This is a genomic window from Pseudomonas sp. H3_E07 (assembly GCF_054668895.1).
Window position 1 is genome coordinate 888259 of record NZ_CP162795.1, and the last position, 26687, is coordinate 914945.

Here is a 26687-nt window from a genome sequence, read left to right on the forward strand (position 1 = left end):
AATAGTTGTGAGGTTTTTACCGCTCTCTTTGCAGACGGGCGGCATTATACATGTGATGCCCTACTCTAAAGAGGGCAATTTCCCCAGAGACGACGCGCGCGATGACCGGTGAGATCAACCTTCCTACGCTTCCACCTGCTCCGGCAGCCGGGCCCGGCCCTGCGCCTGTGGCCGGCGAACTGTTGAAACTGCTGGAGCCGCAGATCGGCCTGATCGACCCCGGGAAAACCGCGAATGCCGAGGTCATCGCCCTGAAACAAGGCGGTGAAGCCTTTCAGTTGTTGCTCAAGTTGACCCTCGAGGGCGGTCGCCAGACATTGGTGCAGGCAAGCAGCCCGCAGCCGCTGCCGTTGGGCAGCAACGTGGCGGTGAGCCAGACGCCCACCGGCAACCTGACCCTCAGCCTGCAACAAGCCTTGAGCGCCAATGTCGCCGCCCTCACCCGCATCGACACGAATCAGATGCCGGTGGGCACACTGTTGCAGGCCAAGGTGCTGACCACCCAGATGCTGCCCCAGGGCACGGCGCAACCGGCGATCTATCGGTCATTGGTCACCGTGCTCAACAGCGCGCTGGCCGGCGCGACCCTGAGCGTGGAAAGCCCCCAGCCACTGCGCGTCGGCAGCCTGCTCAGCGCTGTGGTGCAGAATACGCAGACCTTGAGCTTTGTGCCGTTGAGCGGGCTCAAGGATCAGTTGGCCGTCACGCAGCAACTGTCGACCCAGCAAAGTCGCCAGGGCTCGCTGGATGCGGTCTTCACCGCGCTGCAAAACCTGCCGCGCGGCGACACGACCTCCGCCGAGCTGCGCGGCGCCGCCGAGCGTTTGCTTGCCGCCCTGCCCGACCTGGCCCAGGTCAGCAATCCCAAGGTACTGGCGCAAGTCATCCAGAACAGCGGCGCGTTTCTTGAAGCCAAGCTGCTTGCCGGGCAAAACCCACAGATCCCGCCTCTGGATATGAAAGGCGCCTTGCTGCGCCTGGTCGCCGATTTGCTGCCAGCCCTACCCGCCAACACCAATATGAATGCCATCCTCGCCGCCAACACCCTGGCCCAGGTGCTGCCCAACTTCGTGCGCAGTCCACTGAATACGCTCGGCCAGGTCAGCGCGCGCCAGATGCCCGCCGGCTTCCCACTGCCCGAACGGTTGATGGCAAAACTGGAAGGCGAAGGCGACCTGGAAAACCTGCTGCGCCTGGCCGCCGGGGCGATCTCGCGGTTGCAAAGCCATCAGCTGTCGAGTCTGGAACAAACAGGCACCACCGCCGACGGCCGCCTGCAAACCACCTGGCAGTTGGAAATCCCCATGCGCACCCTGCAGGACATCGTGCCGTTGCAGGTCAAGTTCCAACGCGAAGAGCCGGCGCCGGACAAGGATCAGCCCGATCGCAAAGAAAAAAAGGACGCCAAACAGATGCTCTGGCGCGTCGAGTTGGCTTTCGACATGGAGCCGCTGGGGCCTTTGCAGGTCCAGGCGCAATTGAGCCAGGGCAAACTGTCCAGCCAGTTGTGGGCCTCCCGGCCCTTTACCGCCAGCTTGATCGAAAGCCACTTGGGCAACCTGCGCGAACGCCTGGTGACATCGGGCATCAATGTCGGCGACCTCGATTGCCACCTCGGCACCCCGCCGCGCGGGCCTAAAACCGGACTGGAGCAACGCTGGGTGGATGAGACCGCATGAAAAACCCTACGCCACCGCGCCAGGCGATCGCCCTCAAGTACGACGGCCAGCAGGCACCAACCCTGACCGCCAAGGGCGACGATGCCCTGGCCGAGGCCATCCTGAAGCTGGCGCGGGAAAACGAAGTGCCCATCTATGAAAACGCCGAGCTGGTGAAGCTGCTGGCGCGGATGGAACTGGGTGACAGCATTCCAGAGGAGTTGTACCGCACGATTGCCGAGATCATTGCGTTTGCATGGACATTGAAGGGCAAGTTCCCGGTGGGGTATGACCCGGATGCGGGCCCGGTGGAGCGGGATGTGACGGAGCGTGGGGATGACTACTGACTCACAGACAAACACAAAACAAACTGTGGGAGCGGGCTTGCTCGCGAATGTGGTGTGTCAGCCACTCAATGCGCTGGCTGATCCAACGCATTCGCGAGCAAGCCCGCTCCCACTTTTTTGACCTGTGTTCAGTTCAGAACTTCACTTAGAGGAATGAAATTGACCCGGTCACCCATCTCCAGCGTCGTCCCCTCCAACACCTCCACAAACCCCTCCGCCCACGCCGCACTGCGCAGCACGCCGGAGCTCTGGTTGCGGTAGATGATCGCCTTGCCCTGCTCGATACGACCGCGCAGGTATTCGCGGCGATTGCCCGGCTTGGGCCAGGTGAACCCCACTGGCACTGCAAAACGTAATGGCTCGACATCCTGCACACCTTGGCGGCGCAGCAAGTAAGGGCGTGCCAGCAGCGCGAACGTCACCAACGTCGACGCCGGGTTGCCTGGCAGGCCGATCACCGGTACGCCACGGAAGTGGCCGAAGGTCAGCGGCTTGCCGGGTTTGATAGCCAGCTTCCACAACGCCAGCTCACCCTCTTCACGCAGGGCGATCCCAAGAAAGTCCGCTTCGCCCACCGACACACCGCCCGTCGACAGGATCAAGTCGACACTGCCCAAACCGCCCAGACGTGCGCGGGTCTGCTCCAGATCGTCCGGCAAGATGCCGGCGTCGATCACTTCGCAACCCATGCGCGCCAGCCATGAGCACAGCACCCGTCGGTTGCTGTTGTAGATCTGCCCCGGCCCCAGCGGCAAGCCCGGCTCGATCAGTTCATCACCGGTGGACAAAACCGCCACGCGCGGGCGGCGTACCACCGCCAGGCGATCACGACCGAGGGACGCCGCCAGCCCCAGTTCAATCGGGCCCAGGCGCGTGCCGGCCGACAACACTAACTCGCCAACCGTGGTTTCCTGGCCCTGGGGGCGGATGTTCTGGCCGGCGTGCAGAGGTTCGGTGAAGCTCACGCGCTCATCGGCGTGAACCACGGCGTTTTCCTGCATTTCCACGCAGTCGGCCCCTTCCGGCACCGGGGCGCCGGTGAAGATGCGGGCGCAGGTGCCCGCCGCCAGAGGCTGTGGCGCCTGCCCTGCGAAAATCCGCTGGCTGACCACCAACGGCTCCCCCGTCCAGTCCGCCAGGCGCACGGCGTAACCGTCCATGGCGCTGTTTGGCCACGGCGGCAGGTCGAGGGTGGAGATCAGGTCTTGCGCCAGTACACGGCCGTCGCAGTCCGCCAGCAGCAGCGTTTCCTGCTCGCGGATCGGCGCGGCTTCGGCCATGGCCAGCAGCTGTGCCAACGCGTCTTCCACCGGCAGCAGAGCGCCGGTCTTGCCGGGCTTACCCACGGGACTCACAAGGCTCAGCCTGTTTCAGGTGCGGTACGAAATTGCACGGGCGGTGACGGTTGTCCAGTTGCTCGGCGAGGATGCCATCCCAACCAGTGCGCACCGCATTGGTGGAACCCGGCAGGCAGCACACCAGGGTGCCATTGGCCAGGCCGGCCAGGGCACGGGATTGCACGGTGGACGTGCCAATGTCGGCCACGGAAATCTGACGGAACAGTTCACCAAAACCATCGACCTGTTTGTCCAGCAGGCAGCTCACCGCTTCGGGGGTGCTGTCGCGGCCGGTGAAGCCGGTGCCGCCGGTGATCAGCACGACTTGCACCACGTCGTCGGCGATCCAGTGAGCGACCTGGGCGCGGATCTTGTAGAGGTCGTCCTTGAGCAGCACGCGCTCGGCCAGGTGGTGGCCGGCGGCAGTCAGGCGGTCGACAAAGACCTGGCCGGAGGTATCGGTGTCGAGGGTACGGGTGTCGCTGACGGTCAATACAGCGATATTCAGGGGTACGAAGGGCGCATCTGCCTTGGCTTTCATGGCACGGTCCGGTTGTCGAAGGAACAGCCCGATGTTATATCACAGGCCCCCCTTTTGCTGCCGCTGCGGAACCGTTATGCCTATCGATTCATCCCTCCTGCCCTGCTCGGTGCTGCTGCTGTCCGGCGGGCGCGGCCAACGTATGGGCGGCCAGGACAAAGGCTTGCTGGAATGGCGCGGCCAGCCCTTGATCGCGCACGTGCAACGTTTGGTGCGACCGCTCACGGATGACCTGATCATCTCGTGCAACCGCAACCCGCAACACTATGGCGCCTATGCCGACCAGCTGGTGAATGACGACAACCCGGACTTCCCCGGCCCGCTCGCCGGTATCCGGGCGGGACTCGCCGCCGCACGTCATGCGCACCTGCTGATACTGCCGTGCGATGTGCCGCATGTCGACGCAGGGCTGATCCAGGCGCTGCGTGAAACCGCGCAACGCAACCCGCGGCTGCCGGTGATGGTGCGCCATGGTGCGTTCTGGGAACCGTTGATCTGCATCGTCCCCACCGGCCTGCGCGACGCGGTAGACAGCGCGTGGCAGGCCGGTGAGCGCAGCCCGCGCAAGCTGTTTCTACAACTGGGCGGCGTGGGTCTGGAATGCCCGGCGGATGACCCTCGCCTGGCCAACCTTAATACGCCGGAGCTGTTACAGACGCCATCGGGCGTGTCAGAATGAACCTCGCACAAGGAACTTTGTCGGCGCTGCACGCGTCACAAGGTCAGCTATTAAAAAGTATTCTCTCGGAGACAGACTCATGACTCAACGGACCATCGCCGCTCTCATGCTTGCACTGGGCCTCGCCACCCTCGCCGGTTGCGCCTCGCCAACAGTGATCACCTTGAATGACGGTCGCGAAATCCAGGCCGTCGACACCCCGAAATACAATGAAGATTCGGGTTTCTACGAATTCGAACAACTTGACGGCAAGCGCACCCGCATCAACAAAGACCAGGTTCGCACCGTCAAAGACTTGTAAGTCTTAACGTTTGCCATCAAGGCCCGCCTCGCGCGGGCCTTGTCGTTTCCGGGGGTTACCAGTCGAGGGTGATCCGACTGCGGAAACTGCGCTCTTCACCCGTGACCGGGTCAATGAACCGCACACCCTGGGCGAGCAGTTTGAGGGGGTTGGCGTAGTCGTCTACCGCGTCCTTGATCACCTCAGGGTAGAACGGGTCGTTACAGATACTCGCGCCGAGGGCGGTCATGTGCACGCGCAACTGGTGTTTCTTGCCCGTCACCGGGAACAGGCCATAACGCCACAAATCGCCCTTTTTCTCGCGCACCTCCACGGCCGTTTCGGTGTTGGCGACACCCTGACCTTCCTGCATGCGAAAGAACGGCTCGCCATCGACCAGCCGGCTTTTATGCACCCTGGGGAACGTCAGGTCCGGCAGTGCTGGCGCAATGGCTTCGTAGAATTTATCGATCTGGCGCGTGGGAAACAGTTGCTGGTAAGCCGAGCGACTGGCCGGGTTGGCCGAGAACAGGACCAGCCCCGCGGTGTGCCGATCGATACGGTGTAACGGCACCAGCGATGGATTATCCAGGCGGCGAATCAAACGGCGCAGCAGGGTTTGCTCGACGTATTCACCGGCCGGGGTCACGGGCAGGAAGTGCGGTTTGTCGGCGACCACCAGATGCTCGTCGGCATACAGGATGGTTTCCTGCACCGGGATGACTTTCTCGTTTGGCACTTCGCGGAAATAGTAGATGCACAAGCCTTCCTTGTAGGCCAGGTCCAGGGCGATCGGGCTGCCGTTGATATCCAGCACTCGGCCTCGCGCGATGCGATCCAGCCAGTGTTCGCGGCCGATGGCCGGAAAGTGCTCGCACAGGCAATCCAGCACCGTCACCCAAGGGCCGGGGGGCAGATACAACGTGCTGGCTTGGTGTTGGGACGCGGAAAAACCGGAGGTGGACATGAAATGCTCGACGCCTTTGACCAAACAGGCGGGCATTATCCCGCATGCAGCGGGATTGAGCCTAGGGCCGATCTCAGGCCTTGGCCAACTCCGCCCGCAGGATCGGCGAGGCACTGGCGGCCTCGGTGAATTCCTTGAGCCAGCGCAGCACATCCACCGCTTCCCAACGGCCCGGATCGTACAACGCGTACAACAACCCCTGGTACCCCACCACATCCAGCTGCTTGTGGTAGCCGGCGCGCTGGAACAGCGCCTCGATCTCGGCAAAACAGGTATTGAAGTGCACTTTGTTGAACGGCGTCTTGCCTTCCGTGACCAGACCATCGAGGCACAGCTCCTTCACCGCATCGCGCACCACGTCGGCGGACATGCGATTGACGCTGCTTTTCAGTTGTTCGACATTCACCACGGGCGTTCCCTCTATTTCAATCGCTGTACAAACATACAGTAACTTAATATTTGGAAACCTGCCATCGCATAAACCTAACGAAGGAAGGCAACAACCTGTTGTGTGTCGAATGGCCAATCCAGTTCCGCACCGCTGTCCACCCGACGCAGCACCGGAATCCGCAGGCCGTAGACCTCGGTCAGGTCCTCGGGGTCGGTGATATCCACCAGTTCGACCAGCAACCCGTTATCGACGAGCGGCATGATTTCGGCTTCGGCAATCTCACAAAGATGGCAACCCACGGTGCCTAATAGCTGGCATTCAGGAAGCATGACGAATGGACCTGATCAGAAAGTAGGTCAACATTCTATGCCCGGTGGCGGCATGAAGCCCACCACCACAAAAACCCTGACCCAGGTCACCATGGCCTATAACTGATTCACCGACTCTTGCGGCTTTTTGCCTGCCCCCTTGCAACGGAGATGCGTGTGTTTGCCAACCTGCTGATCATTCTGGCCTCATCCCTGGTGGTGATTGCGCTGTTTCGCCGGCTGCAGTTGCCGCCCGTGCTGGGCTACCTCTGCGTCGGCCTGGCCGTGGGACCCACCGCGCTGGACTGGGTGAATGACAGCGAAGAGCTGCCCGACCTTGCCGAACTGGGCGTGGTGTTCCTGCTGTTCTCCCTGGGCCTGGAGTTTTCCTTGACCAAGATGCTGGCCCTGCGCCGTGTGGTGTTTGGTCTGGGCAGCCTGCAGGTGTTGGGGTGCGGGGTGCTACTGGGGCTGTTGCTGATGATCCTGGGCGTGGCGCCGGGTATCGCCCTGTTGCTGGGGGCTGGGCTGGCGCTGTCATCCACGGCCATCGTCAGCAAGGAGCTGACCAGCCTCGGGGAAATCTTCAGCAGTCATGGCCAGAACGCCATTGGCGTGTTGCTGTTCCAGGATGTGGTAGCGGTGTTACTGCTGACCTTGGTGCCGGTGTTCGCCGGCACTGGCGAGCAAGCCTGGTATTGGGCGCTGCCACTGACCCTGGGCAAGACCGTGGTGTTGTTTGTCGGCCTGCTGCTCGCCAGTCGCTGGTTATTGCCACGGCTGTTTCATGAAGTGGCGGCCTCCCATTCAGCGGAGTTGTTTGTGCTGCTGGCGCTGGTGATCGTGTTGCTGACCGCTTGGCTCACTCACCTCTTGGGGCTCTCCCCGGCTCTTGGGGCGTTCCTGGCCGGCATGTTGTTGGGCGAAAGCCACTACCGTCACCAGATCGAGGCGGATATCCGGCCCTTTCGCGACATCCTGCTAGGGTTGTTTTTCGTCAGCATCGGCATGCTCATCGACTTGCAATTGTTTGTCAGCCACAGCCTGCTCATCCTCGGCCTGACCCTTACCTTGATGCTGGTCAAAGGCTGCGTGGTCGCCGTGCTGGTCAAGCTGCGCGGCAGCGACAGTGAAACAGCCTGGCGCAGCGGCCTGGCCCTGGCCCAGGGTGGCGAGTTCTGCTTTGCATTGATGGCACAGATGCAGCAGAGCCGGTTGATCCCTGACGAATTCAACGGTTTGTTGCTCGCGGCGACCTTCTGCTCGATGTTGCTCACGCCGCTGCTGTTGCGCGCCGCACCTGGCATCGCCCTGCGCCTGCACCGCAAACCCAACCAGCAAGTGCAACTGGAAGAAATCACTGCGCTGAACGCCGAGCTGCGCGGGCACGCAGTGATCTGCGGCTATGGCCGCGTCGGCCAATCGATCGGGCGTTTTCTGCGCAAGGAACAACAGGCATATATCGCCCTGGATGACGACCCGGAGCGCGTACAGGAAGCAGCCACCGAAGACAGCAGCGTGCATTACGGCGACTGTCGGCGCGGCGCCCTGCTCAGCGCGGTCGGCGTGGAACGTGCGCGGCTGGTGGTGATTGCCGTGGACAACAGCGATGTCGCCTTGGCGGTGTTGAAAGAGGCGCGCCGGATCAACGCCGAAGTGCCGATCCTGGTGCGCACTCGCGATGACAGCCAGCTCGCGGAACTGAAAGCCGCGGGCGCCAGCGAAGTGGTGCCCGAGCTGTTGGAGTCGAGCCTGATGCTCGCCTCCCACGCCCTGATCCTGCTAGGCCTGCCGGACCAACAGGTCCAGGCGCGAGTCGATGAGGTGCGGCAGAACCGCTATCGCCTGCTGCACGGCTTTTACTCACACCCGGACGCCGCTGACGAGGCGCCGATCAATCCTGACTGACCGCGCCGATCTTGTGGATCGACAGGTCCGCACCGTAGTACTCCTCTTCCTGGCTCAGGCGCAGCCCATGCACGCGCTTGATCACGCCGTATACCAGCAGGCCGCCCACCAACGCCACCAGCACGCCAAGGGCCGTGCCGATCAACTGGCTGATCAGGCTGACGCCGCCCAATCCACCCAGGGCTGTCTGGCCGAAAATGCCGCAGGCAATGCCGCCCCACACGCCGCACAGGCCGTGCAAGGGCCACACACCCAGCACGTCGTCGATCTTCCAGCGATCCTGGGCCGCGATGAAGAACCACACAAACAAGCCGCCAGCGACTGCACCCGTGACCAGCGCGCCCACCGGATGCATCAGGTCGGAACCGGCGCAGATCGCCACCAACCCGGCCAGTGGGCCGTTATGCAGGAAGCCTGGGTCGTTGCGGCCGATGATCAGGGCCGCAACCGTGCCACCCACCATGGCCATCAGCGAGTTGACCGCCACCAGGCCGCTGACGCTGTTCAGGGTCTGCGCGCTCATCACGTTGAAGCCAAACCAGCCGACGATCAGAATCCAAGAACCCAACGCCAGGAACGGAATGCTCGACGGCGCGAACGCCACCAAGCGCCCCTCGCGGTAACGTCCGTTGCGCGGACCAAGCAGCAACACCGCCGCCAGCGCCAGCCACCCGCCCATGGCATGCACCACCACGGAGCCAGCAAAGTCATGGAAGCTGGCACCGAAGGTCGCGAGCAGCCAGGCCTGCAGACCGAAATTGCCGTTCCACACCAGGCCTTCGAAAAACGGATAGATAAATGCCACGATCAACGCCGTAGCGCAGAGTTGTGGAGCAAACCGTGCACGCTCGGCAATGCCCCCGGAAATGATGGCTGGGATCGCCGCCGCAAAGGTCAGCAGGAAGAAAAACTTCACCAGACCATAGCCATGGTCGGCACTGATCACCGCCGCCGGTTGCATGAAGCTCACACCGTAGGAGATCCAATAGCCTATAAAGAAATAGGCCAACGTAGAGATAGCGAAGTCGCTGAGGATCTTCGACAGCGCGTTGACCTGGTTCTTCTGGCGTACCGTACCGACTTCAAGGAACGCGAAGCCCGCGTGCATCGCCAGGACCATGACCGCGCCGATCAGAATAAACAGGGTATTGGAACTGTGGACGAGCGTGTCCACTGCACTGTGCAAATTTTCCATGGAGGTTGGCAGGCCTGCAATAAAGGCAAAAAGCACCAAAGCGGTTCAATCCGGGGTTGCGCGCACTAAATTGGCACCGCCGGCCCCACCCCTCTTAAGAGGGCGTGAACCGCTTTAGCGCAGCGATCAACACAACAAGCCGATACCGATAGGGTTTTTCCGCGAATTTCAGTTATTTAGGGTAAGGTTTTTCAAGGCTTCCTGCCCGACCGCCCAGATTCAGCGCAAGCCTCAGGGCCTGCGCACCAAGGCAAAGCAAAAGCTGTACCACACAATTGCACTGAACCTTCACCGAAGCCGGTGACTCGAAAACGTACAGATCAGCCAATCACGGAGATACCCATGGCCAGAAGAACTGCAAAGACTGCTCAAGAAATACTGATGGCGGATTTTCAAACCCTGGTCAGCGACACTGAAAAGTTGCTGGATGACACCAAGGTGCTGGCGGGTGACCAGGCTGACGAGCTGCGCAGCAAGATCCACGAAAGCCTGCTCAAGGCCCGCGAAACCCTGCAATTGACCGAGGACTCCCTGCGCGAACGCGGGCAGGCGGCGGTCACTGCGACCGAAGATTACGTGCAAGCCAACCCTTGGCAGTCGGTGGGCATTGCTGCCGGCGTGGGCTTTCTGATCGGCCTGCTGGCCACAAGGCGCTAATCATGTCTATCGGCGAAACGGGCTCGTCCACGGGCACCACCTCAAGACGTCTGGGCGCGGCCGTACTGGGCTTGCTGCACAGCCACGTCGAATTGTTTGGCATCGAATTGCAGGAACAGAAAGCCCGCACCGTCAGCCTGCTGCTGTTTGCCGGCCTGGCGCTGGTGTTTGCGCTGCTGTTGCTGGTGGGCCTGTCCACGCTGGTGATGATCCTCGTCTGGGACACCGGTTATCGCCTGACCGGGATCATCAGCCTGTGCGTGTTCTACACCCTGGCCGCAGCGTTTTGCGGGGTGCGCTTGAAAGCGGCGGTGTTTGATGAGTCCACGCCGTTCCACGCCACCCTCGAAGAGCTGGCCAATGACCGGGAGCGCCTGCTGCCATGAGCATCACTGAAATCCCGAAAACCACCTCCCGCCGGGAAATGCGCAAGGCGTTGATTCGTCTGCGCATGGAAATGCACCGTCAGGAGATTCGCCACGAGTCCCAGCAGTTGATGCTGCCTTTGAACAAGGTGCGCAACCTGGGCCATAACTGGCAAGACAGCCTCGGCCTCAAGCACGCGCCGCTGTGGGGCGTGGCCGCGGTGACGCTGATGGGCTTCTTTACCGGCAAAGGCGCCAAGGGCGGTGGTATCGGCAGCCTGACGCGCCTGGTGCGCCTCGGTGCCGGCTTGATCCCGCTGATCAAACTGGCCATGCAGGGCTCTTCGCGTAAAAGTTGAGCCTGGCTGGCTGCATTCTTGCTAACAGAAACGGCCCGGCCCTCATTTCGAGGGTCGGGCCTTTTTTCGCCAACCATTCTAAGGAGGCGCCGTGATCGACGGGCAACCGCTCGCCTGCTTCCAGCCGTTTATCGACACTGCCACGGGCCGCATCGCCGGCGTCGAGGCCCTGGGCCGTCTGCGTCAGGCTGACGGTCGCCTGCAGTCCGTAGGCCCGCTGTTCGCTGACCCGCGCACACCGGGCGCAACCTTGCGCCGACTCGACCGACAGATTCGCGACAATGCGCTGAGCCGCTTGCATGAAGCCCCCAAAGACTGGTTCCTGAGCCTGAACATCTCGCCACGCTGGATCAATCGCCTGCGACCGGGCCAGGCCCTGCCGAGCCTCAAACAGATCCAGCACCATGGCGTCGATCCGCAGCGCATCGTGTTCGAGATCACCGAGCTGGGTGGCGACATCCGTCGCCTGGCTGACGTGGTGGCGCGCTATCGCGAAGCCGGTGCGCGCATCGCCATCGACGACTTTGGCGCCGGCTATTCCCAGCTCGACCGGGTGCTGGCGTTGCAGCCGGATATCCTCAAGCTGGACATGCGCCTGTTCCAGGAAGCTGCCCGTGGTGGGCCAAGCAGTGAAGTGGTGCGTGCCCTGGCGCAAATGGCCGAGAAGACCGGTTGCTGGATCATTGCCGAAGGTGTGGAAACCGAGGCGCAGTTGCGCTTTGCCCTGGAGTGCGGCTCGCGCTATGTACAGGGTTATCTGTTTGCCCAGGCCCGGTTGGACTGGTTCGCCGCCGACGCCTTCGTCCCGCGCTTCGCCCAATTGCGCGCGGCCTACGTCCAGCAGAAGCTGGCGGAGCGCGGGCGGATCATGCAGCTGCGCCATCAACTGGTCGAACTGATGAAGATCCTGCAAACCTGGGCCCAGGCCCAGGCACCGTTGAGCAAACTGCCGCAACTGCCGGCGTTTCCCTGGCTGCTGCGCTTCTACCAGTGTGACCGGCACGGCACCCAGCTGACACCCAACTTCGAGTGGCGCCAGGATGCCTGGCAGTCCGATAGCCGCTACCTGGGCCACAACTGGTCATGGCGCCCCTACTTCTATCACTTGCTGGCCGAAGGCTGGGAAGAACGTCGCCTGACCCTGTCCTCGACCTACCGCGACGCCACCACCAACCAGTATTGCCTCACGGCCGGACAATTCTTCGAAAACGGTCAGCGTTTGCTGTTAATCGATATCGACGCGGCCGGGCTGTAGATTTTCGCTTGCCCAGGGCACGCTGAACCGGGAAGCTGGGAGGGTCATTCACCGCACGGAGAGTACCCGCCTTGGATTGGCCCACCCTGTTGACTCGCGAACGTCTTGGCAAACCGCTGCACAGCCCGGAAGAACTGGGGCGTAGCCCGTTTCACAAAGACCATGACCGTATTATCTTCTCCGGCGCCTTTCGTCGCCTGGGGCGCAAGACCCAAGTGCACCCTGTCTCCAGCAACGACCATATCCACACGCGCCTGACCCACTCCCTGGAAGTGAGCTGCGTGGGTCGCTCCCTCGGCATGCGCGTCGGTGAAACCCTGCGCAACGCCCTGCCCGACTGGTGTGACCCCAGCGACCTGGGCATGGTGGTGCAATCGGCCTGCCTGGCCCATGACATCGGCAACCCACCGTTCGGGCACTCTGGCGAAGACGCCATCCGCCACTGGTTTCAACAAGCCGCAGGACGCGGCTGGCTGGACGACATGAGTAGCGCCGAGCGTAACGACTTCCTCAACTTCGAAGGCAACGCCCAAGGTTTCCGCGTATTGACCCAGCTGGAATACCACCAGTTCGACGGCGGCACCCGGCTGACCTATGCGACCCTGGGCACCTACCTGAAATACCCATGGACCGCCCGCCACGCGGACTCCCTGGGTTACAAGAAGCACAAGTTCGGCTGCTACCAGAGCGAACTGCCGATCCTCGAGCAGATCGCCCACAAGCTCGGCCTGCCGCAACTCGAAGAACAACGCTGGGCCCGACACCCGCTGGTGTACTTGATGGAGGCGGCGGATGATATCTGCTACGCCTTGATCGACCTGGAAGACGGCCTGGAAATGGAGTTGCTGGAATACGCCGAAGTCGAGTCGCTGCTACTGAACCTGGTGGGCGACGATCTGCCCCAAACCTATCGCCAACTGGGCGCCCATGACTCGCGCCGACGCAAATTGGCAATCCTGCGCGGCAAGGCCATCGAACATCTGACCAACGCAGCCGCACAGGCCTTCGTCGAACAGCAGGACGCCCTGCTCGCCGGCACCCTGCCCGGCGACTTGGTAGAACATATGCACGGCCCGGCCAAGCGCTGTGTGCTGGATGCCAAGGACATGGCGCGCAAGAAGATCTTCCAGGACAAGCGCAAGACGCTGCACGAGATCGGCGCCTACACCACCCTGGAAATTCTCCTGAATGCGTTCTGCGGTGCGGCCCTGGAGCAGCACGGCGGACGCACGCCGTCGTTCAAGAACCGACGCATCCTCGATCTGCTGGGCAACAACGCGCCAGACCCGGCGTGGCCGCTGCACACCTCGTTCCTGCGAATGATCGACTTTATCGCCGGCATGACCGACAGCTACGCCACCGAGATGGCCCGTGAGATGACCGGGCGCTCTAGCCCTCAATAGCGTTTGATCAACCGCCTGCTCCCTGAAAGGAAGCTACCTACGAAGGGAACAGAGCGGCCTGATCGAATTCGTACAAGCATACGATGAACAATCGCGCACGCTTTTACGTCGTGCCCAATCGCCATCTGACTCACCGTGTGCCCATCCTATGCTCAAGTCCAACCTTCGACTCCTGGTGGTGGAGGATCACCCCTTTCAGCGCCTTGCCACCCAGTGCCTGCTCAAGAGCTTTGGCTTCGACCAATTGACGCTGGCTGAAAACGCTGAACAAGCGATCCAACTGATGACGCAGGGCGAAGCCCCCTTCGATCTCATGCTGTGCGATCAATGCCTGCCCGACCTGCCTGGACTGGAGTTGATAGAAATAGCCAGCCGCCAATGTTTTATAGCAGGTGCCATTTTACTCAGTGGTTTACCCGTGATCGAATTGGAGTATCTGAGCAAGCAAGCCTTTCGGCGGAATCTGCCGCTGCTGGGTTACTTATCAAAACCGCTGAACCAGGACGAACTCATGGCTTTCATCAATGTAGGAAATTAAACATCCTGCCTTAAGAGAACTTACCGAGATTGGCTAGATAACATCAGGCATGCGGTTTACCCTTCAAATAACCTGAGGCGCCGACATGAACGCCCACAAAGCCTTCGCAATGCGTGAGCCTAAGCCGTTTTTGTTGTAGGACTTTTCCTGTTTTGCACCTTCCCCCCCGCTGCTTCATCCTCCCACCTCAACTTCTGAGCTAATGTGCCCGCTTTATTTGCACTTGCGTGGAATATGATTATGAACACAGTTTTCATCATCGATGATCACCCTGTAATCAGGCTGGCCATTCGAATGCTGCTGGAACACGAAGGCTATAAAGTCGTCGGCGAAACCGATAATGGCTGTGATGCGATACAAATGGTTCGCGAGTGCCTTCCGGACTTGATCATTCTGGACATCGGAATCCCAAAACTGGATGGGCTCGAAGTGCTATGCCGCTTCAACTCCATGAATACCTCCATGAAGACCCTTATCCTCACGGCGCAAACCCCCACCCTGTTTGCTACTCGCTGCATGCGCTCAGGTGCCGATGGTTATGTGTGCAAGGAAGGTGATCTGAGTGAATTGCTGAGTGCGATCCGCGCCGTATTATCCGGTTATAACTACTTTCCCAGCCAGGCCTTGAATACGAGCGGACCGGAAGCAAACTACGAAGAGTTGGAGCTGTTCAAAACAGTGAATGATCGAGAGTTAATGGTATTGCAACTTTTTGCACAAGGCCGTACCAACAAGGAAATTGCCAAAGGAATGTTTTTAAGTAACAAAACCGTCAGCACGTATAAAAAGAGGCTTATGCAAAAACTGAAAGCAAAGTCCTTGGTAGAACTTATCGAGCTGGCAAAACGAAACGCGCTGGTGTGAGAAAGCGGATGCCGAAGTGTATAAAGGACTATCTCATTATTTTGAGCGCAGGCGTGTGCCTGAGCACCACTGTGCTCGCCGCTGCAACACAACCGGAGCACTATAATTTACTGAGCCGCGCAGGGAACGTCCAACTGGACACGCCAATGGACGCCACTCAACGCCGGTGGCTGCAGAACAAACGTGAGCTGATCCTGGGTACGGCAGCCCCCGACTACCCGCCGTTCGATATCACGTCGAGCGGGTACGACTATGAAGGCATCACCGCCGATTACGCCGGGGTGTTGGCCAAGGCACTGGCGTTACCCGTCAGGGTGCAGCGCTACCCGACCCGGGAAGCGTCCATCCAGGCACTGGAGTCAGGTGAAATCGACCTGCTGGGTTCTTCCAACGGCTTTGAAGCCACCCATCCATTGCTCACCCTTTCGGCACCGTATGCCGTGGACCAGCCTGTTCTGGTAACACGCGAAGGAGAAACCCGCAGCCTCAGCGATGGCCTGGCCGGTCTTCGCTTGAGCCTGGTCTACCACTACCTGCCCCTGGAGGAGGTACAAAAGCTGTATCCAAAGGCCATTATTCGTGCCTATCCCTCCTATCAGAATGCGTTGAATGCCGTCGCATTCGACCAGGCCGATGTGTTTCTTGGCGATACCATTTCCACCCATTACATGATCAACAAGGGTTACCTGAAAAATATCCATATGGCCAACTTCGGCAAGCACGAAGCCTACGGATTTAGTTTTGCCCTGCGCCAGGACCAGCCCATCCTTTTGAACATCGTAAACGCCGTGCTGGCAGCACTGCCCACCCATGAACGGGAAAACATCGCCAAACGCTGGAGTGCCGGCAGCGACATTCTGCTGACCGATCAGAAGCTGCAACTGACCCAACGCGAAGAGCGTTGGCTCAAGGCACACCCCGTGGTCACGGTCATCGCCAACGAAACCTTTGCGCCGCTGACGTTCTTTGATGCCGACGGCAATTTCCGCGGCATTACAGCCGACCTCCTGGAACTGATACGCCTGCGTACCGGGCTACGCTTCGAGATTCAACGCGGGCGTGACATCAACGCGATGATCGAACAAATCGACACCGGCAAAGTCGATATCATCGGCGCCATTGTGCCCAGCAGTGAGCGAGAGACGCAGTTGAACTTCAGCCGTCCCTACCTGGAAAACTCCTACGTACTGCTGACGCGCAAAGAGCCTGACGCCCCGTTGAACCTGGAACAAATGGCCGGCAAACGTCTGGCGATCACCCAGGGTAACCCTCTCGAAGTCACTCTTCGCAAGGACTTCCCACATATCCAACTGGTGGAAACCAGTGACACCTTCAAGGCTGCGGAATTACTCGCGCAAGGCCACGTTGAGGGTGCGGTGAACTCACTGGTGGTCGCCAACTACTTGCTGTCTTCACACGTCTTCCAGGACAGATTACAGATCGGCACCAGCATCGGCACCCTGCCAGCCCTTTTCGCGCTGGCCACCTCACGCGACGCCACGGAATTGAGCTCGATCCTGGACAAGGCGCTGCTCAGTATCGCTCCGGATGAGCTCGGTGTGATCAACAGCCGCTGGCGAGGCTACACCGCCGCCTCCGACAGCTACTGGCGCGACTACCACGACTTGATTGCCCAGATCATCATCGGCACCGGGCTGCTGCTATTGATCTCGCTGGCCTGGAACGCCTACATGCGCCGCCAGATACAACATCGCAGGATGGCCGAGCGCGCCCTCAACGATCAGTTCGAATTCATGCGCGCGCTGGTCAATGAAACGCCTCATCCGATTTACGTACGCGACCGCAACGGCCTGTTGCAGACCTGTAACGACAGCTACCTGCAGGTATTCGACGTCAAGCGTGAGGACGTCATCGGAAAAAGTGCCCTTCAGATCAGTACGGCACTGGAAACAGAAGCGTCGCAATACCACGCTGACTATCAGCGTGTGGTCGCGCAAGGCAACCCGCTGATCGTGGATCGCCCCCTGCATATTCGCGGAAAAAAACTGACGATCTATCACTGGATCCTCCCCTATCGCGACTCGACCGGCGAAGTCCAGGGCATCATCGGAGGCTGGATCGACATCAGCGAACGGCGCCAACTGTTCGATGAGCTGCGCGCGGCCAAGGAGCGTGCCGATGAGGCCAACCGCGCCAAAAGTACCTTCCTTGCGACCATGAGCCACGAAATACGCACACCGATGAACGCCGTCATCGGCATGCTGGAACTGACCCTCAAGCGAGCAGATCAGGGCCATCTGGATCGCCCGGCCATCGAGGTTGCCTACCACTCGGCCAAGGACCTGCTGGAGCTGATCGGCGATATCCTCGACATCGCGCGCATCGAGTCAGGCCGACTGAGCCTGTCCCCCGAGCGGGTAAACCTGAAGGACGTGATTGAGTCGGTGGTCCGCGTGTTCGACGGCCTGGCGCGCCAGAAGACGCTCAGTTTGCTGCTGGAGTTCAAACCTGGGCTTGACGACACCGACGTCCTGATCGACCCGCTGCGCTTCAAACAAGTGCTGTCGAACCTGGTGAGCAATGCCATCAAATTCACCGAGCGCGGTGAGGTGAAGGTCAAGGTGGAGGTGCACGCTACCGACCTGCCGCAGCAAGTCGAAATGAAGCTGGTGGTCGAGGACACGGGTATAGGCATCAGCCGAGAAGATCAATTGCGCTTGTTCGAACCCTTCTCCCAGGCCGACAACTCGGGGCACCTGGCCCGCAGCGGGGCGGGCCTGGGGTTGGTGATCTGCCGCAGCCTGTGCGCAATGATGGGCGGGCAATTGAGCCTGAGCAGCGTTCCCATGGTGGGCACGCAGGTGTACGTAAGCCTTAAGATGCACAGCCTGCAGCCCGTGCATGCGGTGGAAGAACCCAAGCCGGCAACCCCCACGCCTGCGCCGGTGCTCAATGTGCTGGTGGTAGATGATCACCCCGCGAACCGCTTGCTGATGTGCCAGCAACTGGGTTACCTCGGCCACCAGTTCACGGCTGCCCAGCATGGCGCGGCCGGCTTCCAGGCTTGGCGCCAGGAACACTTCGACCTGGTCATCGCCGACTGCAACATGCCCATCATGAACGGTTATGAGTTAAGCCGGTCCATCCGTGAATACGAACAACGCGAGCAGTTGCCCCCTTGCGTCATACTGGGTTTCACGGCCAATGCCCAACCGGAAGAGAAGCGGCGCTGCGCTGAAGCGGGAATGAACGACTGCCTGTTCAAACCCATCAGCCTCACGATACTGGAGCGACAGCTGGCGCAGATCGGTCCACACCCCACCAGTACACTGCTGGATCTGAGCAGGTTGGACGCGTTGACGGGAGGCGACCCGCAACTGAGCCGGCGCCTGCTGGAGGAGTTGTTGAGCAGCAGCGCGCATGACCGCCAGGAAATAATTGCGCTAGTGGCTCGACAGGCGCCACTCCAAGACATCATCGAACAGGCGCACAAGATCAAGGGCGCCGCGCGCATTGTGCAAGCCAGCGTACTGGCCGCTCAGTGCGAAGCGCTGGAACAGGGGTGTGCCCGAGGTGATGAACTGCCACTGATCGAAACCGGCATCAAGACTCTGGAAAAATGCATGCTTGAACTGGAAAGGCAGCTGCGAATGCAACTGGACAGTTTAACGACAGAGCAATAGGCGGGAGCGAGCCTCCCGGCTCGCCCCCGATGGAACCGTCAGCAGTCGGTCAATTTCAGGAAAATCGCCGCCAGTTGTTCAATACCCGCCTGGTCCTCAAGGGTAAAACGCGACAGCGATGGGCTGTCGAGGTCAAGGACGCCAATCAGCTTGCCGTCCTTGACCAGAGGCACCACCAGTTCGCTGTTCGAGGCGCTGTCACAGGCAATATGCCCGGGAAACTCGTGCACGTCCTCCACCCGCTGGGTTTGGCGCGTTGCCGCTGCCGCGCCGCACACGCCACGGCCGAATGGAATGCGCACACAGGCGATCTGGCCCTGGAACGGGCCCAGCACCAGTTCTTCGTTACGGTTGAGGTAGAAACCGGCCCAGTTCAAGTCGTCCAGCTGGTTGAACAGGAACGCAGAGAACTGCGCGCTATTGGCGATGAAATCCCGCTCATCGGCCAGCAGCGACTCCAACTGCGCGCACAGCATGGCATAGCCATTCAGGCCGGTACCGGCGCTTTGTAGGTCGATCATGGTTGACGCTCCAGCAATTTGAGGCCCACCCAGTAACGGGCGAACTGGTAAGCGCAGCGGCCGTTGCGGTTGCCACGGCCGGTTGCCCAGCGTACGGCGAGGATGTCGAGGGCTTCATCGCGCTGCCACTGCAAACCGGCCTTGCTCGCCAGCTCGCCGATCCAGTGCTCCACCACATCCAGGAAATGCTCCTGGGTAAACGGATAGAACGACAGCCACAAACCAAACCGATCGGACAAGGCAATCTTGTCCTCTACCGCTTCGCTTGGGTGCAACTCACCATCCACGCGTTTCCAGTTGTCATTGTCGCTCTGGTTTTCCGGCACCAGGTGGCGGCGGTTGGAGGTGGCATACAGCAGTACGTTTTCCGGGGCCTGTTCGAGTGAGCCGTCCAGTACGCTTTTCAGTACGCGGTAATCGCCTTCACCGGCCTCGAATGACAGGTCATCGCAGAACAGGATAAACCGCTGCGGCAGCTTGACCAGTTGCTCGACCACACGCGGCAGATCGGCCAAATGGTCGCGCTCGATTTCGATCAGGCGCAAACCGGCCTTGGCATGCTGGGCGAGCAAGGCACGCACCATGGACGATTTGCCAGTGCCACGCGAACCCCACAGCAAGGCGTGGTTGGCGGGCAGGCCGTCGATGAATTGCTGAGTATTGCGTGCCAGTGTTTCACGTTGCTTGTCCACACCGATCAGGTCGGACAGGCGCATCTCCAGGCTCACGTCCAGCGGCAACAAGAAACCACTGCGGCCCTCACGCTGCCAGCGGGCAGCCAGGCATTGGTTCCAATCAATGGCTTGACGCGGCGCGGGCAACAACGGTTCCAGGCGGGCTAGCACTGCGTCGGCCCGTTCAAGAAAGGCATCCAATCGAGAATCCACGATTATTCCTCTGGCAAGTTCTTGCAAAAGATGGCGTATTGGCAACCCTGCGGCAGACCGCACGAGGCTGCGTAAAAAAACGATTCATGCCGGGTAAGCCAGAGCCTGTGGATGTTCAGCTATGCTTGCCGGGCGAAGGGAAACGTGAAGTGGTTCAACACTCGATGGATATCAAGTTCGCCCACCGCTTGTCTTATAAACAAGCCAGATTGACTGTGCTGGTCGGTTTCGTCTTGGGAACCTTGCTCAGCCTGATCCAAATCGGCATTGATTATGCCAGCGAAGACGCATCCATCAACCGCGAAATTCGCTCGCTGATCGAAATCAGCCATAACCCCGCCTCACGCATCGCCTATAACATCGACGCCGAACTGGCTCAGGAACTGACCCTGGGCCTGCTGCACTCCCCCGCCATCATTCATGCCCAGTTGATCGACAACAACGGTGTGGTGTTGGCCGATGTCGACCGCCCACGCAAAGAAAGCTCCTACCGCCCGGTCAGCGACTTCCTGTTCGGTGCCAACCGCCAGTTTGAAGACCGATTGTTCCTCAGCCATATGCCCAACGAGTCCCTCGGCGTGCTACGCCTGGACGTGGACACCTATGCCTTTGGTAGCCGCTTCCTGCGCCGCGCGGAGGTCACCCTCCTCAACGGCTTCGTCCGCAGCCTGTTACTGACCGGCATCTTGCTGGGTTTGTTCTACGTGATGTTGACCCAGCCCCTGGTACGTATCATCCGCGAATTGAGCAACCGCAAACAGGCACGCCTGGATTGCCCACCGGGCCATGAGCACGACGAAATCGGCGTGCTGGTGAACGTTGCCAATCAGCAGTTTGAGAACATGGAGACGGAGATCCAGCAACGTCGTCACGCTGAAGATCGGCTCACCGAATACCTCGGGCAACTGGAAGACATCGTCTCTGCCCGTACCCTGGAGCTCAAAGCCAGCAACCAGCGGCTGAGCCAGTCCAACGATGAACTGGAAGCGGCGAAGATGCATGCATTGGGCATGGCCCAGGCACGGGCGGCGTTCCTGGCCAACATGAGCCACGAAATCCGCACACCGCTCAACGGCCTGCTGGGGATGATCGCGCTGTCACTCGACAGCCCACTCAACGCCGAACAGCGCCAGCAACTGTCTATAGCCCATGACTCGGGCAAGGTGCTGGTGGAGTTGCTCAACGATATCCTCGACCTGTCCAAGTTCGACGCTGGCCAGTTGGAGTTGGAGCGCATCCCGTTCGACCTGGGTTCGCTGGTGGAAGACACCGCCAACCTGTTGTCGCAGAACGCCGCGCCGAGCGTCGAGCTGACGTGCCTGATCGACCCGCAGTTTCCCGCCCAGGTCCTGGGCGACCCGACCCGTGTACGGCAGATCGTCAGCAACCTGCTGTCCAACGCCTTGAAGTTCACGCGCTTCGGCCGCGTGGATGTTCGCCTCAGCGCGCATGAAGGCCAGGTACGTATCGAGGTCTGCGATACCGGCATCGGTATTGCGCAGGAAGCCCAGGTGAAGATCTTCCAACCCTTCACCCAGGCCGGCGCCGGTATCACTCGCCAGTTCGGCGGCACGGGCCTGGGTCTGGCGCTGACACATAACCTGTGTGAAGCCATGAAAGGCCGGCTGAGCATCAGCTCCGAAGTGGGGTTCGGTAGCCAGTTCTGCGCCGACCTGCCGCTGCCCACCCATCTTCCCGCAATACAACCCGCACCGCTCAAGGGTGAAGTGATCGCCATCACCAGCACCGGCAGCGGCCTGACGGAACTGCTCACCACCCTGCTGCCCCACTGGGGGCTGACACCCCGATGCTACCCGCGTGATGAAGATTTAAGCGGGCAAACCCCCGACCTGCTGATCACCGACTGCCCGGAATGCCTGTTTCGCCTGCGCCCCACCATCACGGCACCGATCCTGGTGGTGACCGCCTATGGCAATTTCATGCCCAGTGAAGAAGTCGCCGCACTCGCACCGCTGCAACAACAGGCGCGCCCGCTGAGCCGCAATGCGCTGTATCAGATACTGCAACGTAACTTGCGCAGCGACGCGCAACTGATCCTCGACCCGATCCAGATGGAAACCGCGCCCCTGGTGCACAGGGCACGCATCCTGCTAGTGGAGGACAACCCGGTCAACCAGCTGGTGGCCAAGGGTATGCTCAGCAAACTGGGGTGTGAGGTGATCGTGGCCGCCCACGGTGGCGAGGCACTCAAGTTTCTTGAGGAACAACACTTCGACCTGGTGTTGATGGACTGCAATATGCCGGTGATGGACGGCTACGAAGCCAGCCGGCAGATTCGTCGCAGCGGGCGCTGGCCGGACCTGCCGATTGTCGCGTTGACCGCCAACGCGCTGTCCGAAGAGCGCGAACGTTGCCGGGCCGCGGGCATGAACGACTACCTGGCCAAGCCGTTCCGTCGCGAAGAACTCAGTGGCCTGCTGGAGCTGTGGGTGCCGAAGACGACAAGTCTCTGATCTGCCGAAGCAACTGATCCAGGCCATCGCGCAGGGCGTCGGCCTGGTTCAGGTCGATGCCGCTGTCACACAGCAGCCGGGTCTTGAGCCCATGAGCCTGGTCGCGCAACTGCACACCGGTTTCGCTCAAGCTCAGGTGCACCTCCCGCTCATCCTTGGCGCTGCGCTGGCGCTTGACCAAACCGAGTTGCTCAAGGCGCTTGAGCAGCGGCGTCAGCGTGCCCGAATCCAGCATCAAGCGCTCACCCAACGCCTTGACCGTGGGTTGCGCCGGCGTGGCGGCGTGCCACTCCCACAACACCAGCATCACCAGGTATTGCGGATAAGTCAGGCCCAATTGATCGAGCATCGGCTTGTATGCGCGAGTCACCGCCCTGGACGCGGCGTAGAGCTTGAAACACAGTTGGTTGTCGAGAGCCAGGGAGACGGTCATTTGAGCAGGGCTTCGATCTCTTGGGTCAGGTCCTGCGGCTTAGTGGTCGGCGCAAAGCGTTTGACCACCTGGCCGTCACGGCCGATGAGGAACTTGGTGAAGTTCCACTTGATGCCCTTGGAGCCCAGCAGGCCCGGCGCCTGTTCTTTCAGTTGCACGAACAACGGGTGGGCGTCGCTGCCATTCACGTCGATCTTCTTGAACAGCGGGAAGCTGACGCCGAAATTCAGCTCGCAGAACTCGGAAATTGCGCCTTCGTTACCGGGCTCTTGCTTGCCGAACTGGTTGCAGGGGAAGCCCAACACCACTAATCCCTGGTCCTTGTACTGCTGCCAGAGCTGTTCCAGCCCCTTGTATTGCGGGGTGAAGCCGCACTTGCTCGCGGTATTGACCACGAGGATGGCCTTGCCGGCGAAATCGGCCAAGGTCTTTTGCTCACCCTTGATGGTGGTGCAAGGGATGCTCAGCAGGTTGTTGCTCATGGCAATGCCTCGATCGGGAGAAAAGAACAACAAACATAGTAAGCAATTCAATTGCGTGCAATTTAATTGACGATATTGATGCCGTGATATCAACCCACACCTGTAGGAGTAAGCGGGCTCGCTCCTACAGGGCGCCGCGCGGTTCAATTCAGCGCGGGACGAGGTTCAGGCACACCGAGTTGATGCAGTAACGCAGGCCGGTCGGCGGCGGACCGTCCGGAAACACATGCCCCAGGTGGGCATCGCATTTGGCGCAGGTGACTTCGGTGCGGATCATGCCGTGGCTGACGTCACGGATCTCGATCATCGCGCTGTCGGCGATCGGCGCATAGAAGCTCGGCCAGCCGCAGCCGGAGTCGAACTTGGTTTTGGCGTCGAACAACGGCTCGTTGCAGCAAATGCAGTGGTACACACCGTCGGTCTTGGTGCCATTGTACTTGCCGCTGAAGGGTCGCTCGGTGCCCTTGAGACGGCACACGTTGTATTGCTCCGGATCGAGCATCGCCTTCCATTCTTCAACGGTTTTCTGCAACTTTTCCATCGGTACACCTCGGCAACTGAAAAAGCCTGATCTGTGTCTTTTCCATGGATCAGGCGGCACGTATGATTGCGCCTCTTCAAAACGCCAGTCTGGCACCCGCGCTACCGGCATTCAAACGTATTTATGGGTGCGGGCCCCGCAGGATTCGCAGTACGGTAGTGTCCCCACCGTCTGGATCGTTCATTTTCAGGATCACATCGCCATGCAGGTCAGCAAATCGAACAAGCTCGCCAACGTCTGCTACGACATTCGCGGCCCAGTGCTCAAGCACGCCAAACGCCTGGAGGAGGAAGGCCATCGCATCCTCAAGCTGAACATCGGCAACCCGGCGCCTTTTGGTTTCGAAGCGCCGGACGAAATCCTTCAGGACGTGATCCGCAACCTGCCCACCGCCCAGGGCTACAGCGACTCCAAGGGCCTGTTCAGCGCACGCAAGGCGGTGATGCAGTACTACCAACAAAAGCAGGTCGAAGGTGTCGGCATCGAAGACATCTACCTGGGCAACGGCGTGTCCGAGCTGATCGTGATGTCCATGCAGGCCTTGCTCAACAACGGCGACGAAGTGCTGGTGCCGGCGCCCGACTACCCACTGTGGACCGCCGCTGTGACCCTGGCCGGCGGCCATCCGGTGCACTACCTGTGTGACGAAGGCGCAGACTGGTTCCCGGACCTGGCCGACATCAAGGCCAAGATCACCCCGAACACCAAGGCTCTGGTGATCATCAACCCGAACAACCCGACCGGTGCGGTGTACTCCAGGGAAGTCTTGCTGGGCATGCTCGAACTGGCACGCCAGCACAACCTGGTGGTGTTCTCCGACGAGATCTACGACAAGATCCTCTACGATGACGCCGTGCACGTGTGCACCGCCTCCCTGGCGCCGGACCTGCTGTGCCTGACCTTCAACGGCCTGTCCAAGTCCTACCGCGTGGCGGGCTTCCGTTCCGGCTGGATCGCGATCTCCGGCCCCAAGCACAACGCCCAGAGCTACATCGAAGGTATCGACATACTGGCCAATATGCGCCTGTGCGCCAACGTACCGAGCCAGCACGCCATCCAGACCGCCCTGGGCGGCTACCAGAGCATCAATGATCTGGTTCTGCCCCAAGGCCGGCTGCTGGAACAGCGCAACCGCACCTGGGAACTGCTCAACGCAATCCCGGGCGTGAGCTGTGTGAAACCCATGGGTGCGCTGTACGCCTTCCCGCGGATCGACCCAAAGGTGTGCCCGATCCTCAACGATGAGAAATTCGTGCTCGACCTGCTGCTGTCGGAAAAGCTGCTGGTGGTGCAAGGCACCGCATTCAACTGGCCGTGGCCGGATCACTTCCGCGTGGTGACGCTGCCGCGTGTGGACGATCTGGAAATGGCCATTGGTCGCATCGGCAACTTCCTCAAGTCCTATCGCCAGTAATGGAAACGGCGCTGTACGACCGACAATCGGTCGTACAGCGAGTATCTGGCAACACTTCTCTGCCTTTCCCACAGACAGGCAGTTCGCGGCCAGCGCAAAAGCCACCTACCCCCCGTAATTACAGGGCTGCGAGGCTACGGAAAACCGATTCAGCCGTCTTTTCCCCATCGGAAATGCCCTTCAAGGCTCTACATTCAAGCTGTAGGACACAGTTTGAAATAGTCGCTCGGTTGAATCACCCCATGCCGCACCTTATATACCCCGCAGTACGCGACATATTAAGCATGAGGAGAATTCTACAACCATGATGCGCATCCTGCTGTTCTTGGCCACTAACCTTGCGGTCGTGCTGATTGCCAGCATCACCTTGAGCCTTTTCGGCTTCAATGGGTTCATGGCGGCCAACGGGGTTGACCTGAACCTCAATCAGCTGCTGATTTTCTGTGCGGTCTTTGGTTTTGCCGGCTCGCTGTTCTCGCTGTTCATCTCCAAGTGGATGGCGAAGATGAGCACCAGCACCCAGGTGATCACCCAACCCCGTACCCGGCACGAGCAATGGTTGCTGCAGACCGTTGAGGAGTTATCCCGCGAAGCCGGTATCAAAATGCCTGAAGTCGGGATCTTCCCGGCTTATGAAGCCAACGCCTTTGCGACCGGCTGGAACAAGAACGACGCACTCGTTGCGGTTAGCCAGGGCATGCTGGAACGCTTCTCGTACGATGAAGTGAAGGCCGTGTTGGCCCACGAGATCGGCCACGTGGCCAACGGTGACATGGTCACCCTGGCGCTGGTACAAGGCGTGGTGAACACCTTCGTGATGTTCTTTGCACGGATCATCGGCAACTTTGTCGACAAGGTGATCTTCAAGAACGAAGGCGGCCGCGGCATTGCCTACTTCGTGGCGACCATCTTCGCCGAGTTGGTGCTGGGCTTCCTGGCCAGCGCAATCACTATGTGGTTCTCACGCAAGAGAGAGTTCCGTGCAGATGAAGCCGGTGCCCGCCTGGCCGGTACCGGGGCGATGATCGCAGCGCTGCAACACCTGCGCTCCGAGCAGGGCCTGCCGGTGCACATGCCGGACAGCCTGACCGCCTTCGGCATCAACGGTGGCATCAAGCAGGGCATGGCTCGCCTGTTCATGAGCCACCCGCCGCTGGAAGAGCGTATCGACGCACTGCGTCGCATGGGCTGATAACCCGCATTGCAAAAAAGGGGCGATTGGATCGCCCCTTTTTTTAT

At 60.4% G+C, this 26687-nt stretch carries 27 protein-coding genes; 16 read left to right on the forward strand and 11 right to left on the reverse strand.

The genetic code is table 11. The annotated features are described in order from the left end of the window. The first annotated feature begins 101 nt into the window (after positions 1 to 101). Entirely contained in the window at positions 102 to 1679 is a 1578-nt protein-coding gene (gene fliK, locus AB4O08_RS03980; RefSeq protein ID WP_460114713.1) for a flagellar hook-length control protein FliK, read from the forward strand. Next, positions 1676 to 2005 carry an EscU/YscU/HrcU family type III secretion system export apparatus switch protein gene (locus tag AB4O08_RS03985; RefSeq protein ID WP_010211799.1) on the forward strand — a complete coding sequence of 110 codons (330 nt, stop codon included), beginning with the start codon at positions 1676 to 1678 and terminating at the stop codon, positions 2003 to 2005. The genes fliK and AB4O08_RS03985 overlap by 4 nt, the downstream gene beginning before the upstream one ends. A 128-nt stretch (positions 2006 to 2133) precedes the next feature. Here the strand turns inward: AB4O08_RS03985 and AB4O08_RS03990 are convergent, their stop codons facing one another. Together AB4O08_RS03990 and moaB are read right to left on the reverse strand one after the other, a co-directional pair. Further along, positions 2134 to 3360, reverse strand: a complete 1227-nt coding sequence (locus AB4O08_RS03990) for a molybdopterin molybdotransferase MoeA (protein ID WP_029529197.1) — start codon at positions 3358 to 3360, stop codon at positions 2134 to 2136. Next, on the reverse strand, positions 3344 to 3883 hold the full coding sequence (moaB, locus tag AB4O08_RS03995; protein ID WP_460114714.1) for a molybdenum cofactor biosynthesis protein B: 540 nt from the start codon (positions 3881 to 3883) through the stop codon (positions 3344 to 3346). Before moaB ends, AB4O08_RS03990 begins: the two co-directional genes overlap by 17 nt. A 76-nt stretch (positions 3884 to 3959) precedes the next feature. Between moaB and mobA the strand changes: the two genes are divergently transcribed. Further along, the gene (mobA, locus tag AB4O08_RS04000) at positions 3960 to 4562 is read left to right on the forward strand and encodes a molybdenum cofactor guanylyltransferase MobA (RefSeq protein ID WP_460114715.1); all 603 of its coding nucleotides are present in this window, start codon (positions 3960 to 3962) and stop codon (positions 4560 to 4562) included. Positions 4563 to 4641: 79 nt separating this feature from the next. Then, the gene (locus AB4O08_RS04005) at positions 4642 to 4863 is read left to right on the forward strand and encodes a YgdI/YgdR family lipoprotein (protein ID WP_010211805.1); all 222 of its coding nucleotides are present in this window, start codon (positions 4642 to 4644) and stop codon (positions 4861 to 4863) included. Between the two features lie 55 nt (positions 4864 to 4918). On the opposite strand, the gene AB4O08_RS04010 is transcribed toward AB4O08_RS04005, so the two are convergent. The 3 genes from AB4O08_RS04010 to AB4O08_RS04020 all read right to left on the reverse strand — a co-directional run bounded on the left by AB4O08_RS04010 (position 4919) and on the right by AB4O08_RS04020 (position 6529). After that, complete coding sequence (locus tag AB4O08_RS04010) at positions 4919 to 5809, reverse strand: pseudouridine synthase (RefSeq protein WP_010211806.1); 891 nt, start codon at positions 5807 to 5809, stop codon at positions 4919 to 4921. Between the two features lie 73 nt (positions 5810 to 5882). Next, positions 5883 to 6218: a hypothetical protein gene (locus AB4O08_RS04015; RefSeq protein WP_021492231.1), complete on the reverse strand. Its 336-nt coding sequence runs from the start codon at positions 6216 to 6218 to the stop codon at positions 5883 to 5885. Between the two features lie 74 nt (positions 6219 to 6292). Then, complete coding sequence (locus tag AB4O08_RS04020; RefSeq protein WP_010211808.1) at positions 6293 to 6529, reverse strand: glutaredoxin family protein; 237 nt, start codon at positions 6527 to 6529, stop codon at positions 6293 to 6295. Between the two features lie 150 nt (positions 6530 to 6679). On the opposite strand from AB4O08_RS04020, the gene AB4O08_RS04025 reads away from it, so the two are divergent. Further along, on the forward strand, positions 6680 to 8416 hold the full coding sequence (locus tag AB4O08_RS04025; RefSeq protein WP_021492232.1) for a cation:proton antiporter: 1737 nt from the start codon (positions 6680 to 6682) through the stop codon (positions 8414 to 8416). Here AB4O08_RS04025 and AB4O08_RS04030 read toward each other — a convergent pair. After that, positions 8403 to 9611: an ammonium transporter gene (locus tag AB4O08_RS04030; RefSeq protein WP_010211811.1), complete on the reverse strand. Its 1209-nt coding sequence runs from the start codon at positions 9609 to 9611 to the stop codon at positions 8403 to 8405. The genes AB4O08_RS04025 and AB4O08_RS04030 overlap by 14 nt on opposite strands. 342 nt (positions 9612 to 9953) lie before the next feature. On the opposite strand from AB4O08_RS04030, the gene AB4O08_RS04035 reads away from it, so the two are divergent. The 8 genes from AB4O08_RS04035 (at position 9954) to AB4O08_RS04070 (ending at position 18696) form a co-directional block, all read left to right on the forward strand. After that, complete coding sequence (locus AB4O08_RS04035) at positions 9954 to 10268, forward strand: ElaB/YgaM/YqjD family protein (RefSeq protein ID WP_010211812.1); 315 nt, start codon at positions 9954 to 9956, stop codon at positions 10266 to 10268. Between the two features lie 2 nt (positions 10269 to 10270). Continuing rightward, the gene (locus AB4O08_RS04040) at positions 10271 to 10654 is read left to right on the forward strand and encodes a phage holin family protein (protein ID WP_021492234.1); all 384 of its coding nucleotides are present in this window, start codon (positions 10271 to 10273) and stop codon (positions 10652 to 10654) included. Beyond that, positions 10651 to 10992: a hypothetical protein gene (locus AB4O08_RS04045; protein WP_042570789.1), complete on the forward strand. Its 342-nt coding sequence runs from the start codon at positions 10651 to 10653 to the stop codon at positions 10990 to 10992. Before AB4O08_RS04040 ends, AB4O08_RS04045 begins: the two co-directional genes overlap by 4 nt. A gap of 91 nt (positions 10993 to 11083) precedes the next feature. Continuing rightward, positions 11084 to 12247 (forward strand): EAL domain-containing protein, encoded by a 1164-nt coding sequence (locus AB4O08_RS04050; RefSeq protein ID WP_042570788.1) that lies wholly within the window; start codon positions 11084 to 11086, stop codon positions 12245 to 12247. A gap of 71 nt (positions 12248 to 12318) precedes the next feature. After that, positions 12319 to 13650 (forward strand): deoxyguanosinetriphosphate triphosphohydrolase, encoded by a 1332-nt coding sequence (locus tag AB4O08_RS04055; protein WP_010211819.1) that lies wholly within the window; start codon positions 12319 to 12321, stop codon positions 13648 to 13650. Positions 13651 to 13798: 148 nt separating this feature from the next. Beyond that, positions 13799 to 14188: a response regulator gene (locus AB4O08_RS04060; protein ID WP_021492236.1), complete on the forward strand. Its 390-nt coding sequence runs from the start codon at positions 13799 to 13801 to the stop codon at positions 14186 to 14188. A 240-nt stretch (positions 14189 to 14428) separates the two neighbouring features. Beyond that, a complete protein-coding gene (locus AB4O08_RS04065; protein WP_010211823.1) occupies positions 14429 to 15052 on the forward strand; it encodes a response regulator transcription factor in 624 nt (207 codons plus the stop codon). Between the two features lie 8 nt (positions 15053 to 15060). Beyond that, a complete protein-coding gene (locus AB4O08_RS04070; RefSeq protein WP_460114716.1) occupies positions 15061 to 18696 on the forward strand; it encodes a transporter substrate-binding domain-containing protein in 3636 nt (1211 codons plus the stop codon). Positions 18697 to 18734: 38 nt separating this feature from the next. Here the strand turns inward: AB4O08_RS04070 and AB4O08_RS04075 are convergent, their stop codons facing one another. Continuing rightward, positions 18735 to 19217 (reverse strand): GAF domain-containing protein, encoded by a 483-nt coding sequence (locus AB4O08_RS04075; RefSeq protein WP_010211827.1) that lies wholly within the window; start codon positions 19215 to 19217, stop codon positions 18735 to 18737. Then, positions 19214 to 20104 carry an ATP-binding protein gene (locus AB4O08_RS04080; RefSeq protein ID WP_010211829.1) on the reverse strand — a complete coding sequence of 297 codons (891 nt, stop codon included), beginning with the start codon at positions 20102 to 20104 and terminating at the stop codon, positions 19214 to 19216. Before AB4O08_RS04080 ends, AB4O08_RS04075 begins: the two co-directional genes overlap by 4 nt. A gap of 164 nt (positions 20105 to 20268) precedes the next feature. On the opposite strand from AB4O08_RS04080, the gene AB4O08_RS04085 reads away from it, so the two are divergent. Further along, entirely contained in the window at positions 20269 to 22578 is a 2310-nt protein-coding gene (locus tag AB4O08_RS04085) for a hybrid sensor histidine kinase/response regulator (RefSeq protein ID WP_029529199.1), read from the forward strand. Here the strand turns inward: AB4O08_RS04085 and AB4O08_RS04090 are convergent. From AB4O08_RS04090 to msrB, 3 genes are all read right to left on the reverse strand, one after another. After that, complete coding sequence (locus AB4O08_RS04090; protein WP_010211832.1) at positions 22532 to 23011, reverse strand: MarR family winged helix-turn-helix transcriptional regulator; 480 nt, start codon at positions 23009 to 23011, stop codon at positions 22532 to 22534. The two genes, AB4O08_RS04085 and AB4O08_RS04090, sit on opposite strands and share 47 nt — an antisense overlap. Beyond that, positions 23008 to 23493: a glutathione peroxidase gene (locus tag AB4O08_RS04095; protein WP_010211834.1), complete on the reverse strand. Its 486-nt coding sequence runs from the start codon at positions 23491 to 23493 to the stop codon at positions 23008 to 23010. The genes AB4O08_RS04090 and AB4O08_RS04095 overlap by 4 nt, the downstream gene beginning before the upstream one ends. Before the next feature lie 148 nt (positions 23494 to 23641). Then, positions 23642 to 24034 carry a peptide-methionine (R)-S-oxide reductase MsrB gene (gene msrB, locus AB4O08_RS04100; RefSeq protein ID WP_010211836.1) on the reverse strand — a complete coding sequence of 131 codons (393 nt, stop codon included), beginning with the start codon at positions 24032 to 24034 and terminating at the stop codon, positions 23642 to 23644. Positions 24035 to 24236: 202 nt separating this feature from the next. Here msrB and AB4O08_RS04105 point away from each other — a divergent pair, with 202 nt between their 5' ends. Beyond that, positions 24237 to 25448 carry a pyridoxal phosphate-dependent aminotransferase gene (locus tag AB4O08_RS04105; protein ID WP_010211837.1) on the forward strand — a complete coding sequence of 404 codons (1212 nt, stop codon included), beginning with the start codon at positions 24237 to 24239 and terminating at the stop codon, positions 25446 to 25448. Between the two features lie 304 nt (positions 25449 to 25752). After that, a complete protein-coding gene (htpX, locus tag AB4O08_RS04110; protein WP_010211838.1) occupies positions 25753 to 26640 on the forward strand; it encodes a protease HtpX in 888 nt (295 codons plus the stop codon). The last annotated feature ends 47 nt before the right edge of the window (positions 26641 to 26687 follow it).

Coding starts and splice junctions, on each gene's coding strand:
- htpX (WP_010211838.1), top strand. CDS start 25,753: ATGATGCGCATCCTGCTGTTCTTGGCCACTAACCTTGCGGTCGTGCTG.
- mobA (WP_460114715.1), top strand. CDS start 3,960: ATGCCTATCGATTCATCCCTCCTGCCCTGCTCGGTGCTGCTGCTGTCC.
- AB4O08_RS04010 (WP_010211806.1), bottom strand. CDS start 5,809: ATGTCCACCTCCGGTTTTTCCGCGTCCCAACACCAAGCCAGCACGTTG.
- AB4O08_RS04045 (WP_042570789.1), top strand. CDS start 10,651: ATGAGCATCACTGAAATCCCGAAAACCACCTCCCGCCGGGAAATGCGC.
- AB4O08_RS04065 (WP_010211823.1), top strand. CDS start 14,429: ATGAACACAGTTTTCATCATCGATGATCACCCTGTAATCAGGCTGGCC.
- AB4O08_RS04095 (WP_010211834.1), bottom strand. CDS start 23,493: ATGAGCAACAACCTGCTGAGCATCCCTTGCACCACCATCAAGGGTGAG.
- AB4O08_RS04005 (WP_010211805.1), top strand. CDS start 4,642: ATGACTCAACGGACCATCGCCGCTCTCATGCTTGCACTGGGCCTCGCC.
- AB4O08_RS04090 (WP_010211832.1), bottom strand. CDS start 23,011: ATGACCGTCTCCCTGGCTCTCGACAACCAACTGTGTTTCAAGCTCTAC.
- AB4O08_RS03985 (WP_010211799.1), top strand. CDS start 1,676: ATGAAAAACCCTACGCCACCGCGCCAGGCGATCGCCCTCAAGTACGAC.
- AB4O08_RS04105 (WP_010211837.1), top strand. CDS start 24,237: ATGCAGGTCAGCAAATCGAACAAGCTCGCCAACGTCTGCTACGACATT.
- fliK (WP_460114713.1), top strand. CDS start 102: ATGACCGGTGAGATCAACCTTCCTACGCTTCCACCTGCTCCGGCAGCC.
- AB4O08_RS04075 (WP_010211827.1), bottom strand. CDS start 19,217: ATGATCGACCTACAAAGCGCCGGTACCGGCCTGAATGGCTATGCCATG.
- msrB (WP_010211836.1), bottom strand. CDS start 24,034: ATGGAAAAGTTGCAGAAAACCGTTGAAGAATGGAAGGCGATGCTCGAT.
- AB4O08_RS04020 (WP_010211808.1), bottom strand. CDS start 6,529: ATGCTTCCTGAATGCCAGCTATTAGGCACCGTGGGTTGCCATCTTTGT.
- moaB (WP_460114714.1), bottom strand. CDS start 3,883: ATGAAAGCCAAGGCAGATGCGCCCTTCGTACCCCTGAATATCGCTGTA.
- AB4O08_RS04030 (WP_010211811.1), bottom strand. CDS start 9,611: ATGGAAAATTTGCACAGTGCAGTGGACACGCTCGTCCACAGTTCCAAT.
- AB4O08_RS04025 (WP_021492232.1), top strand. CDS start 6,680: ATGCGTGTGTTTGCCAACCTGCTGATCATTCTGGCCTCATCCCTGGTG.
- AB4O08_RS04060 (WP_021492236.1), top strand. CDS start 13,799: ATGCTCAAGTCCAACCTTCGACTCCTGGTGGTGGAGGATCACCCCTTT.
- AB4O08_RS04070 (WP_460114716.1), top strand. CDS start 15,061: ATGCCGAAGTGTATAAAGGACTATCTCATTATTTTGAGCGCAGGCGTG.
- AB4O08_RS04085 (WP_029529199.1), top strand. CDS start 20,269: ATGGATATCAAGTTCGCCCACCGCTTGTCTTATAAACAAGCCAGATTG.
- AB4O08_RS04040 (WP_021492234.1), top strand. CDS start 10,271: ATGTCTATCGGCGAAACGGGCTCGTCCACGGGCACCACCTCAAGACGT.
- AB4O08_RS04035 (WP_010211812.1), top strand. CDS start 9,954: ATGGCCAGAAGAACTGCAAAGACTGCTCAAGAAATACTGATGGCGGAT.